This is a genomic window from Scandinavium sp. (assembly GCF_051650185.1).
Taxonomy (GTDB): Bacteria; Pseudomonadota; Gammaproteobacteria; order Enterobacterales; family Enterobacteriaceae; genus Scandinavium.
This window is the reverse complement of record NZ_JBOFIN010000035.1, coordinates 26394-43352: the sequence shown is the minus strand read 5'-3', so window position 1 is coordinate 43352 and position 16959 is coordinate 26394. Positions and strand designations below refer to the sequence as shown.

The following is a 16959-nucleotide window of genomic DNA, read 5'->3' as shown; positions in this document are numbered from 1 at the left end:
GAGAAACGTTGATGTCGAATTCTTATGACTCCTCCAGTATCAAAGTCCTGAAAGGGCTGGATGCGGTGCGTAAGCGCCCGGGTATGTATATCGGCGACACGGATGACGGCACCGGTCTGCACCACATGGTATTCGAGGTTGTGGATAACGCTATCGACGAAGCGCTCGCGGGTCACTGTAAAGACATCGTGGTGACGATCCACTCCGATAACTCTGTCTCCGTAACGGATGATGGCCGTGGCATTCCAACCGGCATTCACCCGGAAGAAGGCGTCTCTGCTGCGGAAGTAATCATGACCGTTCTGCACGCAGGCGGTAAATTCGATGATAACTCCTATAAAGTGTCCGGTGGTTTGCACGGTGTAGGTGTTTCTGTGGTAAACGCCCTGTCGCAGAAGCTGGAACTGGTGATTCGCCGCGAAGGTAAAGTTCACCAGCAGATTTACGTGCACGGCGTGCCGCAGGCTCCGCTGGCCGTGACCGGTGAAACCGAAGCGACCGGGACTCAGGTCCGTTTCTGGCCAAGCTATGAAACCTTCACCAACGTGATTGAGTTCGAATACGACATTCTGGCAAAGCGTCTGCGCGAGCTGTCGTTCCTGAACTCCGGCGTGTCTATCCGTCTTCGCGATAAACGCGACAACAAAGAAGACCATTTCCACTACGAAGGCGGCATCAAAGCGTTCGTGGAATACCTGAATAAAAACAAAACCCCGATTCACCCGAACATCTTCTATTTCTCTACAGAGAAAGACGGTATCGGCGTGGAAGTGGCGCTGCAGTGGAACGACGGTTTCCAGGAAAACATCTACTGCTTCACCAACAACATTCCACAGCGTGACGGTGGTACGCACCTGGCAGGCTTCCGTGCGGCGATGACCCGTACCCTGAACGCCTACATGGACAAAGAAGGCTACAGCAAAAAAGCCAAAGTCAGCGCCACCGGTGACGATGCCCGTGAAGGCCTGATTGCCGTGGTTTCCGTGAAGGTGCCAGATCCGAAATTCTCCTCACAGACCAAAGACAAACTGGTGTCCTCTGAGGTGAAATCCGCGGTTGAGCAGCAGATGAACGAACTGCTGGCCGAATACCTGCTGGAAAACCCGTCTGATGCGAAAATCGTAGTCGGCAAAATTATCGATGCGGCGCGTGCTCGCGAAGCGGCGCGTAAAGCCCGTGAAATGACTCGTCGTAAAGGCGCACTGGATTTGGCTGGCCTGCCAGGCAAACTGGCGGACTGTCAGGAACGTGACCCGGCGCTGTCCGAACTGTACCTCGTGGAAGGCGACTCAGCGGGCGGTTCTGCGAAGCAGGGCCGTAACCGTAAGAACCAGGCGATCCTTCCGCTGAAGGGTAAAATCCTCAACGTTGAGAAAGCGCGCTTCGACAAGATGCTCTCTTCTCAGGAAGTGGCGATGCTGATTACCGCCCTCGGCTGCGGCATCGGTCGCGACGAGTACAACCCGGATAAACTGCGTTATCACAGCATCATCATCATGACCGATGCGGACGTCGACGGCTCACACATTCGTACCCTGCTGTTGACCTTCTTCTACCGTCAGATGCCGGAAATCGTGGAACGTGGTCACGTCTACATTGCTCAGCCGCCGCTGTACAAAGTGAAGAAGGGCAAGCAGGAACAGTACATCAAAGACGACGAAGCGATGGATCAGTATCAAATCGCTATCGCCCTTGATGGCGCGACCTTGCACACCAACAGCAACGCTCCGGCACTGGCAGGTGAAGCGCTGGAAAAACTGGTGGCTGAATTCAACGCGACTCAGAAGATGATTGGCCGTATGGAGCGTCGCTTCCCGCGCACGCTGCTCAAAGAGCTGGTTTATCAGCCGACGCTGGCTGAAACAGACCTCAGCAACGAACAGACCGTCACTCGCTGGGTAAACCAGCTGGTGACCGAGCTCAACGAAAACGAACAGCATGGCAGCATGTGGAAATTCGATATTCGTGAGAACAAAGAACTGGGCCTGTTCGAGCCGATCATTCGCGTGCGTACCCACGGAGTGGATACCGACTATCCGCTGGATCAGGAGTTCATTACCGGTGGCGAATATCGTCGCATCTGCACGCTCGGCGAGAAGCTGCGCGGTCTGATTGAAGACGATGCCTTCATCGAACGTGGCGAACGCCGTCAGCCAGTGGCCAGCTTCGAGCAGGCGCTGGAGTGGCTGGTGAAAGAGTCGCGTCGTGGCCTGTCCATCCAGCGTTATAAAGGTCTGGGCGAAATGAACCCGGATCAGCTGTGGGAAACCACTATGGATCCAGAAAGCCGCCGTATGCTGCGCGTCACGGTGAAAGATGCTATCGCCGCCGATCAGCTGTTCACCACCCTGATGGGGGACGCGGTTGAACCGCGTCGTGCGTTTATCGAAGAGAACGCCCTGAAAGCGGCGAACATCGATATCTGACGGTCGTTTACGGTGCCGTATTAAAAAGCCGCGCTTCTGCGCGGCTTTTTTGATCTACACGTCTACCGACATAACAGAGGGCAAGTGGCTCACTAACCTGTCGACGACAACTCTTACCTTCAGCGGCAAGTGCGGCGTCTGCTGCCACACAGCCTGAACGTCGAACCGTACATCCGGTGCCTGCTTGAGGAGTGGCGTAAGCTTTCCTTCCTGAATCTCTTTTCTCACCATCCAGCAGGGCAGCCATGCCAGCCCGAATCCGGCTAAGGACGTATCTGCGATGACCTGTAAATCATCCATATTGAGAGAGGAAGCCGGAATAAAGGTGTGCGGACGGCCTTCGTTATCGGCGAGCTGCCAGGGCAACACTTTACCCGCTCGCTGATAGTTGATAGCGGTATGCTGGCGTAATTCAGCGACCGTTTCGGGAGTGCCTTTTCTGCGTAAATAGTCGGGTGAAGCGCACAGCACCATGCGGTGTTCACCCAGCCGTCTGGCAACCAGCAATGAATTGTCCGGCAGTGCACCATTGCGCACGGCCATATCAAACCCTTCCTCCACGATGTCCACCACGCGGTCGCTGAAGGACATTTCAAGCTCAAGGCCGGGATGCTCCTGCGCAAGCTCAACCAATAAAGGCGCGACGCACTGGCGACCAAATAACACCGGCAAAGAGATGCGCAGGCGGCCTCTCACCTGATGTTTACCCGTTTCCAGCAGCGATTCTGCGCTGCGGATCTCCTCCAGCGCACGCTGGCAGCGCTCATAAAAAAGTGCGCCATTATCGGTCAGGCTCTGACAGCGGGTTGTTCGCTGAAAAAGACGAACGCCCAGCCGCGCTTCCAGGCGGGCAATACTTTTCCCCACAGCTGAACGTGATAAATGCAGCCGGGTTGCTGCCTGAGCAAAGCTTCCTGCCTCAACGGCTGCGACGAAAACGGGAATATCCTTCAGGTTATCGGTCATGGATTGTATCCATTCAGGCTTCAATTAAGGGACAACTTATCGCCACCGGGGATGAATCGTCAACGCTAGACTCTGTGTACTGCAAAGACACTTGATGAACCGGAGAAAGATGATGACCGATTTGATGCAACGCTGGACCATGAGTGCCCTCGGGCGTGAAAACCTCACTCTGATTAAAGAGCCGATACCCCAGCCCGGCCCTGGGGAAGTGCGCGTTCGGGTGAACGCAGTCTCGCTGAACTATCGCGACAAAATGGTGATTGAAGGCAGCATGCCGATTGGGCTCGCCTTCCCGTTTACGCCAGCTTCTGACATGGCTGGCGTAGTAGAAAGCATTGGCGAAGGCGTCACACGGTTTGCTCCTGGTGCGCGCGTGATCTCTACTTTTTCGCCGGAGTGGGTGGATGGCAAGCCGAAAGGCGATGCGCGGAACCTGCCATACCGCACGCACGGCGGCTACTTCCAGGGCATGTTGGCGGAATATGTGGTGGTGAAGGAGGATTGGCTGGTGTCCTCACCGGACTCGCTGGATGACAGTCAGGCCAGCACATTGCCTTGTGCAGGGCTTACCGCATGGTTTGCCTTAGTCGAACGCGGCGGTGTCAAAGCAGGCCAGTCGGTACTGGTTCAGGGCACCGGTGGCGTAGCCATGTTTGCCTTGCAGATTGCAAAAGCACACGGGGCGGAAGTCTTTGTGACGTCGGGCAGCGACGAAAAACTGGCGCGTGCTAAAGCGTTTGGCGCCGATCACGGTATCAATCGCCTGCAAGGTGACTGGGTTGAAACACTCTACGACCTGACTCACGACCGGGGCATCGATCATATTATTGAAACGGCAGGCGGTGAAAATCTCCGACGTTCACTGCGCGCCGTCGCCGTTCACGGACGCATCTCCGTCATTGGCGTGCTGGAAGGGAGCGAAATATCACTGCCAGCAGGCGAGCTGTTGCTGAAATCACCCGTGATTCAGGGGATTGGCGTTGGCCATCGTCGCGCGCTGGAAGACTTTGTTCGCGCTGTCGATGCGACCGGGCTGAAACCCGTGATTGAGCATCGTTACCGTTTTGACCAACTTCCGCAGGCGCTTGAGCATCTTGATCGCGGAGCATTCGGCAAAATCGTCCTCACCCGCGAGTGAGTTTCCCCCCGGGTGAGGGTAAAAGGGACGTTTTTGCCGCGAAAGGTAGCTCTATTTTTGTCGGCTAAATCGCGTTAGCATGAGTAAGAACTCATTTATCCCGGGGACCTTATGGCTATCAAACTCATTGCAATCGACATGGACGGAACATTGCTACTGCCGGACCACACCATCTCTCCTGCGGTCAAACAGGCCATTGCGGCAGCGCGTGAGCGCGGCGTCAAAGTGGTGCTTTGTACCGGTCGTCCGTATGCGGGTGTTCACAGCTACCTGAAAGAGCTGCATATGGAGCAGGAAGGTGACTACTGCATCACCTACAACGGTGCGCTGGTACAGAAGGCCAGCGATGGCAGCACGGTGGCGCAAACGGCGCTGAGTTATGATGACTATCGCTATCTGGAACAACTTTCCCGTGAAGTGGGTTCGCATTTCCACGCGCTGGATCGCAACACGCTCTACACTGCCAACCGCGATATCAGTTACTACACCGTGCATGAGTCTTTTGTTGCCACCATCCCACTGGTGTTCTGCGAAGCGGAGAACATGGCGCGTGATATCCAGTTGCTGAAAGTGATGATGATCGACGAACCGGCTATTCTGGACCAGGCGATTGCCCGCATTCCGGCAGAAGTGAAAGAGAAGTACACCGTGCTGAAAAGTGCGCCGTACTTCCTCGAAATCCTCGATAAACGCGTGAATAAAGGGACGGGTGTGAAATCTCTGGCGGACGCGCTCGGTATCCAGCCAGAAGAGATCATGACCCTTGGCGACCAGGAAAATGACATCGCGATGATCGAATTCGCGGGGATGGGCGTCGCGATGGAAAACGCGATCCCGTCGGTGAAAGAAGTCGCCAACTTCGTCACCAAATCTAACCTGGAAGACGGTGTTGCCCACGCGATCGAGAAATTTGTCCTCAATTAATCCCTTCTTCTGAAAACAAGCCCGTTGCTTTTAGCGCGGGCTTTTTTATTGCCTGTGCTCCCCGCTTCAGCAAAGTTTAATTATGTATTGTCGTTTTTGTGATCTAAATTGTAGTACAACACATGTTGTTTGTACTACGATTTGCACATTGATACGTAATGAGCACTGATGTTTGTACTGCAAAAATGAGGAAAAACCCGCCGCAGGCAGTAAAGTAATGGCAGTGAAATCGCAAAAGGACGCGTTATGACCATTACCAAAACTGACCGCATCATCATTGCCCTGGGGCAACAGATTGTGAGCGGGAAATATGTGCCGGGTGCGGCGCTGCCAGCGGAAGCCGATCTCTGCGAGGAGTTCGAAACCTCACGCAACATCATTCGCGAAGTGTTCCGCTCCCTGATGGCAAAGCGGCTCATTGAAATGAAGCGCTACCGCGGCGCGTTTGTTGCCCCGCGCAACCAGTGGAATTTCCTCGATACCGAGGTATTGCAGTGGGTGCTGGAAAACGAGTACGACCCGCAGCTGATCCTGGCGATGAGTGAAGTGCGAAATCTGGTGGAGCCCGCGATTGCTCGCTGGGCTGCGGAGCGTGCCAGCTCCAGCGATCTGGCGCAAATCGAAGCCGCGCTGAATGACATGATTGCCAACAATCAGGACAGGGATGCGTTTAACGAAGCGGATATCCGCTATCACGAAGCGGTGCTGGCATCGGTGCACAACCCGGTGCTGCAGCAACTCAGCGTGGCGATAAGCTCGCTTCAGCGAGCCGTTTTTGAACGCACCTGGATGGGCGATGAGGCCAATATGCCGAACACCCTTCAGGAGCACAAAGCGCTATTCGATGCCATCCGGCATCAGGATAGCAAAGCAGCAGAGCAGGCGGCGCTCACGATGATCGCCAGCTCGACAAGAAGGTTAAAGGAAAGCACATGACATCACGCTACATCGCAATCGACTGGGGATCGACCAACCTGCGCGCCTGGCATTACCAGGGCGACGAGTGTCTGGAAAATCGGCAATCTGAAGCCGGAGCGACCCGACTCAACGGGCGTTCCCCTGAAGCGGTGTTAGCGGAAATAACGGCAGGCTGGCGTGAAGACAATACGCCCGTAGTAATGGCGGGCATGGTCGGCAGTAATGTTGGCTGGAAAATCGCGCCTTATCTGCCTGTTCCCGTGCATTTCTCGGCAATTGGCCAGCAGTTAACGACCGTTGCCGACAAGGTGTGGATCATTCCAGGGCTTTCTGTCTCGCGGGATGATAACCATAACGTGATGCGCGGTGAGGAGACTCAGTTACTGGGTGCTCGTCATCTTGCGCCTGCGCCTTTGTATGTGATGCCGGGCACCCACTGCAAATGGGTGCTGGCAGATAACCAACAAGTCTTTGATTTCCGGACTGTGATGACGGGCGAGCTGCACCATTTGCTGCTGCGCCATTCGCTGGTGGGCGCAGGCCTGCCGGAGCAGGAAACCTCGCCTGCTGCGTTTGCTTCCGGTCTGGAAAAAGGACTCTCCGAGCCTGCTCTGTTGCCGCAATTATTCGAAATTCGCGCCTCCCACGTTCTGGGGAATTTACCGCGCGAACACGTGAGTGAGTTTTTATCCGGCCTGTTGATCGGCGCGGAAGTCGCCAATATGTGCGAGCGCTTCCCCGGTGAACAGGAGATCACTATCGTCGCAGGACATTCCCTCGCCGAACGCTATCAGCAGGCCCTGAGCGCTGTTGGCCGTCGTTCGACGATGGTTTCCGGCGACACGGCATTCCAGGCAGGTATAAGGAGCATCGCCCATGCAGTGGCAAACTAAACTTCCGCTGATCGCTATTTTACGCGGCATCAAACCCGAAGAGGCACGTGACCACGTTGCCGCCATTCTGGACGCCGGTTTCGACGCGGTCGAAATTCCACTGAATTCCCCACAGTGGGAAATCAGCATTGCGGCGATGGTCCGTGAATTTGGTGACAAAGCCCTTATCGGCGCAGGCACTGTGCTGAAAACTGAACAAGTGGATGCGCTCGCCGCGATGGGCAGCAAACTGGTGGTGACACCGAACACCAATCCGGACGTTATTCGTCGCGCGGTTTCTCACGGCATGACCGTGTGTGCTGGCTGTGCCACCGCAACAGAAGCCTTTGCGGCGCTGGAAGCTGGCGCGCAAACGCTGAAAATCTTCCCCTCTTCCGCCTTTGGCCCTGATTACATCAAAGCGCTGAAAGCTGTGCTGCCAAAAGACGTACCGGTCTTTGCGGTGGGGGGCGTCACGCCTGAAAACCTGGATGTGTGGCTGAACGCAGGCTGCTCAGGCGCGGGTCTGGGGAGCGATTTATACCGGGCAGGTCAGAGCGTTGAGCGCACGGCTGAACAGGCTGCTGCCTTTGTGAAAGCCTGGCAGGAGGCCGCACAATGAAAATTACCAACATCACAACCTACCGCCTTCCGCCGCGCTGGATGTTCCTGAAAATCGAAACCGATGAAGGCGTTGTCGGCTGGGGTGAACCTGTCATTGAAGGCAAGGCGCGCACCGTAGAAGCCGCTGTGCATGAGCTAAGTGAATACCTGATTGGTCAGGATCCGGCGCGTATCAACGACCTGTGGCAGGTGATGTATCGCGGTGGTTTCTATCGCGGTGGTCCGATCCTGATGAGCGCCATTGCCGGTATCGATCAGGCGCTGTGGGATATCAAAGGCAAAGTCCTTGGCGCGCCTGTATGGCAGCTGATGGGCGGCCTGGTTCGCGACAAAATTAAAGCCTACAGCTGGGTCGGGGGCGATCGTCCTGCGGACGTGATCAGCGGCATTAAAACGCTGCGTGGCATCGGCTTCGATACCTTCAAACTGAACGGCTGCGAAGAGATGGGCATTATTGACAGCTCGCGCAGCGTCGACGCCGCAGTCAACACCGTAGCGCAAATCCGTGAAGCCTTCGGCAACGAGATCGAATTTGGTCTCGACTTCCATGGTCGCGTCAGCGCGCCAATGGCGAAAGTGCTGATCAAAGAGCTCGAACCGTATCGTCCACTGTTTATCGAAGAACCGGTTCTGGCTGAGCAGGCGGAATACTATCCGAAGCTGGCCGAGCAGACCCATATTCCGATTGCCGCCGGTGAGCGCATGTTCTCTCGCTTTGAGTTCAAGCGTGTGCTGGAAGCGGGCGGTCTGGCCATTCTTCAGCCGGATCTCTCCCATGCGGGCGGTATCACCGAATGCTACAAAATTGCCGCAATGGCTGAAGCGTATGACGTGTCTCTGGCGCCACATTGCCCACTGGGGCCGATTGCGCTGGCGGCCTGTTTGCACCTCGACTTTGTTTCCCGTAATGCCGTTCTGCAAGAGCAGAGTATGGGCATTCACTACAACAAGGGCGCGGAACTGCTGGATTTTGTGAAGAACAAAGAAGACTTCAACATGGAAGGCGGTTACTTCAAACCGCTGATGAAGCCGGGTCTTGGCGTGGAGATTGACGAAGAGAAAGTCATCGAAATGAGCAAACAGGCCCCGGACTGGCGCAACCCGTTGTGGCGTTATGCCGATGGCAGCGTAGCCGAGTGGTAATTCCCACTTTGTAGGCCCGGCAAGCACAGCGCCGCCGGGCGTTAATTTTAACGATAAAACACACCCTCTGTATAATAACAGGGCATGGTGCCAGGCCGCGCTATGCCCAAAATCTGGAGACAGATTAATGGATATTTCTGTGACTACTGCAAAAACTGGACGTCGTCGTTACCTGACGCTGCTGATGATCTTTATTACCGTGGTTATCTGTTACGTTGACCGTGCTAACCTCGCCGTCGCTTCCGCGCATATTCAGGAAGAGTTCGGCATTTCCAAAACCGAAATGGGGTATATCTTCTCGGCGTTTGCGTGGATGTACACCATTTGCCAGATCCCGGGTGGCCGTGTTCTGGACCGTTTGGGCTCTCGCACCACTTATTTCATCGCCATTTTCGGCTGGTCTGTCGCGACCCTGTTACAGGGTTTTGCTACCGGGCTGCTGTCGCTGATTGGCCTGCGTGCCATCACCGGCGTATTTGAAGCACCGGCTTTCCCAACCAACAACCGTATGGTGACCAGCTGGTTCCCGGAGCAGGAACGTGCTTCCGCAGTGGGCTTCTACACCTCTGGTCAGTTTGTGGGCCTGGCGTTCCTGACGCCGATGCTTATCTGGATCCAGGAAGTGCTGAGCTGGCATTGGGTCTTCATCATCACCGGCGGTATCGGCATCATTTGGGCGCTGGTCTGGCACAAGGTGTATCAGTCACCGCGTAAAACCAAAGGCATCACTCAAGCTGAGCTGGACTACATCGAGCAAGGCGGCGGTCTGGTTGATGGCGACGCGCAGATTGAAAACAAAGTGCGTACGCCACTGACCAAAGCGGACTGGAAACTGGTGTTCCATCGCAAACTGATTGGTGTGTATCTCGGCCAGTTCGCGATTGCATCGACCCTGTGGTTCTTCCTGACCTGGTTCCCTAACTACCTGACTCAGGAAAAAGGCGTCACGGCACTGAAAGCGGGCTTTATGACCACGGTTCCGTTCCTGGCGGCGTTCGTTGGTGTGCTGCTTTCTGGCTGGATTGCCGATAAGCTGGTGCGTAAAGGCTACTCGATCGGCTTCTCCCGTAAGCTGCCGATTATCTGCGGTCTGCTGATCTCCACCTGCATCATGGGCGCAAACTACACCAACGACCCGGTGTGGATCACGGTGCTGATGGCGGTCGCGTTCTTTGGTAACGGTTTCGCGTCCATCACCTGGTCACTGGTGTCTTCCCTGGCGCCAATGCGTCTGATTGGCCTGACGGGCGGCGTGTTTAACTTTGCAGGCGGCCTGGGTGGCATCACGGTTCCACTGGTGATTGGTTATCTGGCGCAGGCGCACGGTTTTGCTCCGGCTCTGACGTACATCTCAGCCATCACGCTGGTTGGCGCACTCTCCTACATTCTGCTGGTCGGGGACGTTAAACGAGTAGGCTAATTTCCTGCCTTACGCTACCCTGATGCGATAACTGCGCATCAGGGTACCCCCATGAAACAAATCACTTTTGCCTCCCGCCACCATCAGCTTACCAATACCCAAACCTGGACACCAGACAGCCAATGGCTGGTGTTTGACGTTCGCCCTTCCGGCGCCTCGTTTACCGGGGAAACCATCGAACGTGTGAATGTTCAAACTGGCGAGACTGAAGTGATTTACCGGGCAACCGACGGCGCTCACGTTGGCGTTGTCACGGTGCATCCTGATGAAGAACGCTATGTATTTATTCACGGGCCGGAACATCCGGATTCAGGCTGGCAATATGACTTCCACCACCGCCGTGGTGTCGTGACCTGCGCCGGGGAAACCCGCAATCTGGATGCCATGGATATCACCCCGCCCTTCACACCAGGCGCATTGCGTGGTGGCAGCCACGTTCACGTTTATAGCCCAAATGGCGAAGCGGTCAGCTTTACCTACAACGACCACGTGTTGCATGAATACGACCCCACACTGGATTTACGCAATGTCGGCGTAGCGGTGCCGTATGGCCCGGTGACGCCTGCCGGGCAGCATCCACGTGAATATGCAGGAAGTCACTGGAGTGTGTTAGTCAGCCAGACAACCGCTTCGCCACAGCCGGGCAGTGATGAGATCTCTCGTGCCTATGAAGAAGGTTGGGTCGGCAATACCCATCTGGCTTTTATCGGCGATACCCTGTCGAAAAGCGGCGAGAAAGTCCCGGAGTTGTTTATTGTCGCCTTGCCGGAGGACGAAGCAGGCTGGAAACGGGCAGGGGAAGCGCCACTGTGTGGAACAGAAATCACCCTGCCAGCGCCGCCTGGGGGCGTGGTCCAACGTCGTCTGACATTCACTCATGAGAACACCTTTCCTGGGCTGGTGAACGTGCCGCGACATTGGGTTCGTTGCAATCCGCAGGGCGACAGCATTGCGTTTCTGATGCGGGATGAGGCAGGTGCGGTACAGCTCTGGCTTATTTCACCAGACGGAAGCGGACTACGGCAGTTAACGGCATGCAGCGGTATTCAGTCAGCGTTTAACTGGCATCCTTCCGGAAACTCGCTGGGCTTTGTGCTGGAAAATCGCATTGCAGTCTGTGATGTCCAAAGTGGGGAGTGTCGCTTTTTGACGGCCGATCATGAAAATCCGCCTTCCGGGGATGCGGTGGTGTTTTCTCCGGATGGACAATGGATTGCCTGGATGCAGGAAACCCATGGCTATCGTCAGCTATGGGTCGCAGAATTCGCCGGATAAATTAGTTCGAGGGCATGGCGGCAGGTGGGATAACGGAATTCATGGCCTGATTTTCTTTCTCACTCTTTTCAACGCGGGATCTCACCGAGTTATCTTTGCGGAATAAATCCCACGGCAGCAGTAACGTGTCCGCCACGGCGGTGAACGGCATATCCAGAGCGACCAGCGTTTTGGTGCCCCAGTTGGTGTCGTCATCGCCCATCATCTCAGCGCTGGCACGGGTGCCAGGATAAGTCCCCTCTTTGCCGCCGGTATGCGACATCACGCTGGAGCACCCCACCAGCAATATCATCCCTGAACAAAAAACAGGTATCAAAAGCGTATTTTTCATCATGCGTTATCATCATTGTCGGCACGCGAGGTGCCTCTCTTGTCGGGTTATAACGGCCCGCTGAAAAAATAAATAGTCCGGAAACAGCGCTCTGTGGCGCTTGTCGCACTTTCACATCCTGTGCCGTACTCCAGTCTATGCCCTGTGCGGAAAAGTGCAAAAAAAGTAAGACTCCTGCCCTTGATAAATGTTCCTCTGAACCCACTTAAAGAGTGTGACCCGATAACGAACACGCCTGATGGGTGTTCGGGGTGATAACGACCTGTCCATTGTGGAAGGTCAGTAAATTCTCGCTGATTTCAGGAGCTTTTAAGTATGCGTAACTTCGATCTTTCCCCGCTGTACCGTTCTGCCATTGGTTTTGATCGTCTGTTCAACCTGCTCGAAAATAACCAGAGCCAAAGCAACGGCGGCTACCCTCCGTATAACGTTGAGCTGGTGGACGAAAATAACTACCGCATTGCTATCGCTGTGGCAGGGTTTGCCGAGAGCGAGCTGGAAATCACCGCTCAGGACAATCTGCTGGTGGTGAAAGGTTCCCACCCGACCGAGCTAAAAGAGCGCACTTACCTCTATCAGGGCATCGCCGAACGTAACTTCGAGCGTAAATTCCAGTTGGCCGAAAATATTCAGATTAAAGGCGCAAACCTGGTGAACGGCTTGCTCTATATCGACCTGGAACGCTTCATTCCGGAAGCGAACAAACCGCGTCGAATCGAAATTAACTAATTCATCGCAGGTGGTTTGCGCCGCCTGAACTTAACCGCCCAGGCTTGCCGACAGGGAGCCGTTGTGAGTGAACACTCGCAGGGCCAGACTCGCTTCTCAGAAGGAGAAACACCATGCGTAATTACGATTTAACCCCGATGCTGCGTCAGTGGATTGGCTTCGACAAACTGGCCAACGCGATGCTCAATACCAGCGAAACCCAAGGGTTCCCGCCCTATAACATCGAAAAGAGCGACGATAACCACTATCGCATCACGCTGGCACTGGCTGGCTTCCGTCAGGAAGATTTGGATGTGCAGCTTGAAGGGACACGCTTAAGCGTAAAAGGCACGCCGGTGAAACCGGAAACCGAAACGAAATGGCTGCATCAGGGCCTGGTCACTCAACCGTTTACCCTGAGCTTTACCCTCGCCGAACATATGGAAGTGACGGGCGCAACCTTCACCAACGGGTTGCTGCATATCGACCTGACCCGTAACGAGCCAGAAGCCATCGCCCCGCAGCGTATCGCCATCAGCGAACGCCCGGCGTTAAATAGCTAAGTCTGACGTTATTTTTCTAAGCCTCGCTTTTGCGGGGCTTTTTTGTGCGTAATCGGCCATAAATTCGCCTTGCTGCATCATTGTTTTCAGTTTAAACCCTTTTCTTTTGGTGGTTATTTTTCACTCAAGGAAAGGGACTCATGAATCAATATCAACCGTTTGAAGCGATTAAACATACCGGCAGCGATGGAATAGAGTTTTGGTCCGCGCGGGATTTGGCCAAAATACTTGAGTACTCAGAGTATCGTCACTTTCGCCCCGTCGTTGATAAAGCCATAGAGGCATGTAGCAAAAGTGGGCAATTGCCGAAGGACCATTTCGAGGAGATCCTCGCCATGGTCAGAATAGGTTCCGGGGCTGACCGCGAACTGAAAGATCTCAAACTTTCCCGCTACGCCTGCTATCTCGTCGTCCAGAACGGAGACCCCTCTAAACCGGTGATAGCGGCCGGGCAAACGTATTTCGCCATACAGACTCGCAGGCAGGAGCTGGCGGACGATGAGCGATTTAAAAATTTGCGCGAAGATGAGAAGAGGCTGTTTCTGCGTAATGAGCTTAAAGAACACAACAAACACCTCGTCATGACGGCTCGTCAGGCTGGCGTAGAAACGACGCTCGATTTCGCCATCTTCCAGAATCATGGCTACAAAGGGCTTTACGGCGGGCTCGATCAGCGAGCGATCCATGAACGTAAGCAGCTAAAGAAAAACCAGAAAATACTCGACCATATGGGTTCGACAGAACTTGCTGCCAATCTCTTCCGGGCAACGCAAACGGAGGAGAAACTACGGCGAGATGATGTTTGTCTTAAGCAGCAGGCCAACCAAACGCATTATGAGGTCGGCAAAAAAGTCCGGCAAACGATTGTGGAGCTGGGCGGGACGATGCCGGAAAACCTGCCTTCGCCTGATAAAAGTATCAAGCAGCTGGAAGCCGAAAAGGCAAAGCTCAAAAATGAACCAGGCTAACCCGCGAGCGCGCTAACTGTGCGTGAGCACGCATACAACCAGCGCGCGCTCTGCCAGAATCCCTTTCATCAGTAATGTTATTCACAGGGAAAAAAGTATGAGTGAGATAGCATTAACCGTCAGCGTACTGGCGCTGGTGGCGGTGGTTGGGTTGTGGATCGGTAACATCAAAATCCGCGGCGTGGGGTTTGGCATCGGAGGCGTACTGTTTGGCGGCATTCTCGTGGGCCATTTTGTTGAGCAGGCAGGGATCGTGCTCAGTAGCCCGATACTGCATTTTATTCAGGAATTTGGCCTGATCCTGTTCGTTTACACCATTGGTATTCAGGTGGGGCCGGGCTTTTTTGCTTCACTTCGCGTCTCGGGTTTGCGTCTCAATCTTTTCGCCATTCTGATAGTGCTGCTTGGCGGCGTAGTGACAGCGTTGCTGCATAAGGTTTTCGCCATCCCGTTACCGGTGATGCTGGGTATTTTCTCTGGCGCGGTGACGAATACGCCAGCTCTAGGCGCCGGGCAGCAGATTTTGCGCGATCTCGGCGTGCCAATAGACATTGTTGATCAGATGGGCATGAGCTACGCCATGGCCTATCCGTTCGGGATTTGCGGCATTCTGTTGACCATGTGGCTGGTCAGGCTGTTCTTCCGCGTGCAGGTTGAAAAAGAGGCGCAGCAGTTTGATGCACAAACCGGGAGCGGACATTCTCTGCTGCGCACCATCAATATTCGTATCGAAAACCCCAATCTGCATAACCTGGCCATTCAGGATGTGCCCATCCTCAACAGCGATAAAATTATCTGCTCGCGTCTTAAGCGAGACGACATGCTGATGGTGCCCTCGCCAGGCACTCTCATCCAGGCCGGCGATTTGCTGCATCTGGTCGGGCTGCCGGAAGACTTGCACAACGCTCAACTGGTGATGGGCAAAGAGGTGGAAACTTCGCTCTCGACGCGTGGCACCGATCTGCGCGTGGAACGTGTCGTCGTCACCAACGAAAAAGTGCTCGGCAAGAAAATCCGCGATTTGCACTTCAAACAGCGTTATGACGTGGTGATCTCGCGCCTCAATCGTGCCGGGGTTGAACTGGTGGCCAGCAGCAATGCCAGCCTGCAGTTTGGCGACATCCTCAATCTGGTGGGGCGTCAGGCCTCCATTGATGCGGTGGCGGCAGAAGTCGGCAACGCGCAGCAGAAATTACAGCAGGTGCAGATGCTACCTGTGTTCATCGGCATCGGGCTTGGTGTGCTGCTGGGATCTGTGCCGCTGTTTATTCCGGGTTTTCCTGTCGCGCTCAAGCTGGGGCTGGCGGGCGGCCCGCTGATTATGGCGCTGATCCTCGGGCGAATCGGCAGCATCGGCAAGCTTTACTGGTTTATGCCACCAAGTGCGAACCTGGCACTGCGAGAACTGGGAATTGTGCTGTTTCTGGCGGTGGTTGGGCTGAAGTCCGGTGGGGATTTTGTCAGTACCCTCACTGAGGGCGACGGGCTAAGTTGGGTTGGCTACGGGATCTTTATCACAGCCGTTCCACTGCTGACGGTCGGCATCCTCGCAAGGCTGTTTGCCAAAATGAACTACCTGACGATTTGCGGCATGCTGGCCGGGTCGATGACCGATCCCCCTGCTCTGGCCTTCGCCAACAATTTACACGCCACCAGTGGCGCTGCGGCGCTCTCTTACGCCACGGTTTATCCGCTCGTGATGTTCCTGCGTATCATCACGCCACAGCTTCTTGTCGTTCTGTTTTGGGTATAAAGGCTGTTGAAAGGGGGCGATTATGCCCCCTTTTGCAGGCTTGAGGGCGGAATCCCAAACTTACGTTTAAACGCCTTGCTGAAGTGAAACGAGTCAAAAAAGTTCAGCATTTCTGCGACGTTACCGACCGTTTGCCCTTCCTGTTTTAACAGAGAGTGCGCCAGATCTAACCGGGCATCAAGGTAGTACTCTTTTGGCGTTTTCCCGGTATAGCGTAAAAAAAGGCGGCGTAAATACTGCTCACTGCACTGCATTTTCTGGGCCATGTCTTTAACGCTCCAGTTTCTCTGTAAATCGCTATGCAAAAATGACAGTAATTTCTCAATCTGAATAAGCAACGCATCTTTTTTGCCATTCTCTGAAATAAGACAAATCCACTGATAAATCATTTTTGTTAAAAACGCGACCGCCAGATTGTTTTTCAGAGGATCTCGTTCTGTTATCAAAGCAGCCACTTCGGCTAATTCCTGATTAAATATTTCGCCGTTATAAATTATACCCGTTTGTAATAGCGGAATTTCCATGATGCTGGTGGGGACAAACTCCATCCAGTATTGTTCCCACAGTAAGCCAGCACAATGGTAGGACTGAATATCCATCGGCTTGAGAAAAATGATGCTGTTACCATTGAGCGTAATAGCCCTGCCATCCCGCAGTTGCAGCTTGCCGCACCCTTGTAGCGTGTAGATTGCGACCCAGGAGTTGGGAATGAGCGGCTTTCTCTTATCGCGCGGCCAGATGACCTGATAGCTTTCATCTGCCAGCGTGTGCCACAGAGATATTAATGAAATTCCGCTGGATATCACATTTTCATCAAGAACCAGCGGAATATTGTAAGTGGTTTCGTTTTTTACATGCGAAATAAGGCTTTTTCCATTCATTTTATTCCACCGACAATCAATTATCAGCCCAATACATAATGGGATCGTA

General features: G+C 54.3%; 15 protein-coding genes, 1 pseudogene and 1 other annotated feature. Of the genes and pseudogenes, 13 read left to right on the top strand and 3 right to left on the bottom strand.

Annotated elements, in window-relative coordinates:
• The first annotated feature begins 11 nt into the window (after positions 1–11).
• Entirely contained in the window at positions 12–2426 is a 2415-nt protein-coding gene (gene gyrB, locus ACRCWW_RS04870; RefSeq protein ID WP_438681403.1) for a DNA topoisomerase (ATP-hydrolyzing) subunit B, read from the top strand.
• Positions 2427–2480: 54 nt separating this feature from the next.
• Here gyrB and ACRCWW_RS04865 read toward each other — a convergent pair whose 3' ends face one another.
• Positions 2481–3392 carry a LysR family transcriptional regulator gene (locus ACRCWW_RS04865; protein WP_438681402.1) on the bottom strand — a complete coding sequence of 304 codons (912 nt, stop codon included), beginning with the start codon at positions 3390–3392 and terminating at the stop codon, positions 2481–2483.
• A 112-nt stretch (positions 3393–3504) separates the two neighbouring features.
• Between ACRCWW_RS04865 and ACRCWW_RS04860 the strand changes: the two genes are divergently transcribed.
• From ACRCWW_RS04860 to ACRCWW_RS04825, 8 genes and pseudogenes are all read left to right on the top strand, one after another.
• Entirely contained in the window at positions 3505–4530 is a 1026-nt protein-coding gene (locus ACRCWW_RS04860; protein WP_438681401.1) for a zinc-dependent alcohol dehydrogenase family protein, read from the top strand.
• 111 nt (positions 4531–4641) lie between these two features.
• A complete protein-coding gene (yidA, locus tag ACRCWW_RS04855; RefSeq protein ID WP_438681400.1) occupies positions 4642–5454 on the top strand; it encodes a sugar-phosphatase in 813 nt (270 codons plus the stop codon).
• Positions 5455–5700: 246 nt separating this feature from the next.
• Positions 5701–6390, top strand: coding sequence for a D-galactonate utilization transcriptional regulator DgoR (dgoR, locus tag ACRCWW_RS04850; RefSeq protein WP_438681399.1), 690 nt, complete (start codon positions 5701–5703; stop codon positions 6388–6390).
• The gene (locus ACRCWW_RS04845; protein WP_438681398.1) at positions 6387–7265 is read left to right on the top strand and encodes a 2-dehydro-3-deoxygalactonokinase; all 879 of its coding nucleotides are present in this window, start codon (positions 6387–6389) and stop codon (positions 7263–7265) included. The genes dgoR and ACRCWW_RS04845 overlap by 4 nt, the downstream gene beginning before the upstream one ends.
• Complete coding sequence (locus ACRCWW_RS04840) at positions 7249–7866, top strand: 2-dehydro-3-deoxy-6-phosphogalactonate aldolase (protein WP_438681397.1); 618 nt, start codon at positions 7249–7251, stop codon at positions 7864–7866. The genes ACRCWW_RS04845 and ACRCWW_RS04840 overlap by 17 nt, the downstream gene beginning before the upstream one ends.
• Complete coding sequence (gene dgoD / locus ACRCWW_RS04835; RefSeq protein WP_438681396.1) at positions 7863–9011, top strand: galactonate dehydratase; 1149 nt, start codon at positions 7863–7865, stop codon at positions 9009–9011. Before ACRCWW_RS04840 ends, dgoD begins: the two co-directional genes overlap by 4 nt.
• Before the next feature lie 84 nt (positions 9012–9095).
• Positions 9096–10431: pseudogene (locus ACRCWW_RS04830) on the top strand (MFS transporter).
• 51 nt (positions 10432–10482) lie between these two features.
• Entirely contained in the window at positions 10483–11706 is a 1224-nt protein-coding gene (locus ACRCWW_RS04825; RefSeq protein WP_438681395.1) for a DUF3748 domain-containing protein, read from the top strand.
• Position 11707: 1 nt separating this feature from the next.
• On the opposite strand, the gene ACRCWW_RS04820 is transcribed toward ACRCWW_RS04825, so the two are convergent.
• Entirely contained in the window at positions 11708–12040 is a 333-nt protein-coding gene (locus ACRCWW_RS04820) for a YceK/YidQ family lipoprotein (RefSeq protein ID WP_438681394.1), read from the bottom strand.
• Positions 12041–12284: 244 nt separating this feature from the next.
• Positions 12285–12359, top strand: a sequence feature (ROSE (Repression Of Heat Shock gene Expression) occurs in the 5'-region of heat shock genes and acts as an RNA thermometer to modulate expression.).
• Here ACRCWW_RS04820 and ibpA point away from each other — a divergent pair.
• From ibpA to ACRCWW_RS04800, 4 genes are all read left to right on the top strand, one after another.
• A complete protein-coding gene (ibpA, locus tag ACRCWW_RS04815) occupies positions 12353–12766 on the top strand; it encodes a small heat shock chaperone IbpA (protein WP_438681393.1) in 414 nt (137 codons plus the stop codon). It overlaps the preceding feature by 7 nt.
• 113 nt (positions 12767–12879) lie before the next feature.
• On the top strand, positions 12880–13308 hold the full coding sequence (ibpB, locus tag ACRCWW_RS04810; protein ID WP_438681392.1) for a small heat shock chaperone IbpB: 429 nt from the start codon (positions 12880–12882) through the stop codon (positions 13306–13308).
• Positions 13309–13448: 140 nt separating this feature from the next.
• Entirely contained in the window at positions 13449–14276 is an 828-nt protein-coding gene (dinD, locus tag ACRCWW_RS04805; RefSeq protein WP_438681391.1) for a DNA damage-inducible protein D, read from the top strand.
• Positions 14277–14373: 97 nt separating this feature from the next.
• A complete protein-coding gene (locus ACRCWW_RS04800; protein ID WP_438681390.1) occupies positions 14374–16029 on the top strand; it encodes a putative transporter in 1656 nt (551 codons plus the stop codon).
• Positions 16030–16049: 20 nt separating this feature from the next.
• Here ACRCWW_RS04800 and ACRCWW_RS04795 read toward each other — a convergent pair whose 3' ends face one another.
• The gene (locus ACRCWW_RS04795) at positions 16050–16910 is read right to left on the bottom strand and encodes an AraC family transcriptional regulator (protein WP_438681389.1); all 861 of its coding nucleotides are present in this window, start codon (positions 16908–16910) and stop codon (positions 16050–16052) included.
• Positions 16911–16959 lie beyond the last annotated feature (49 nt).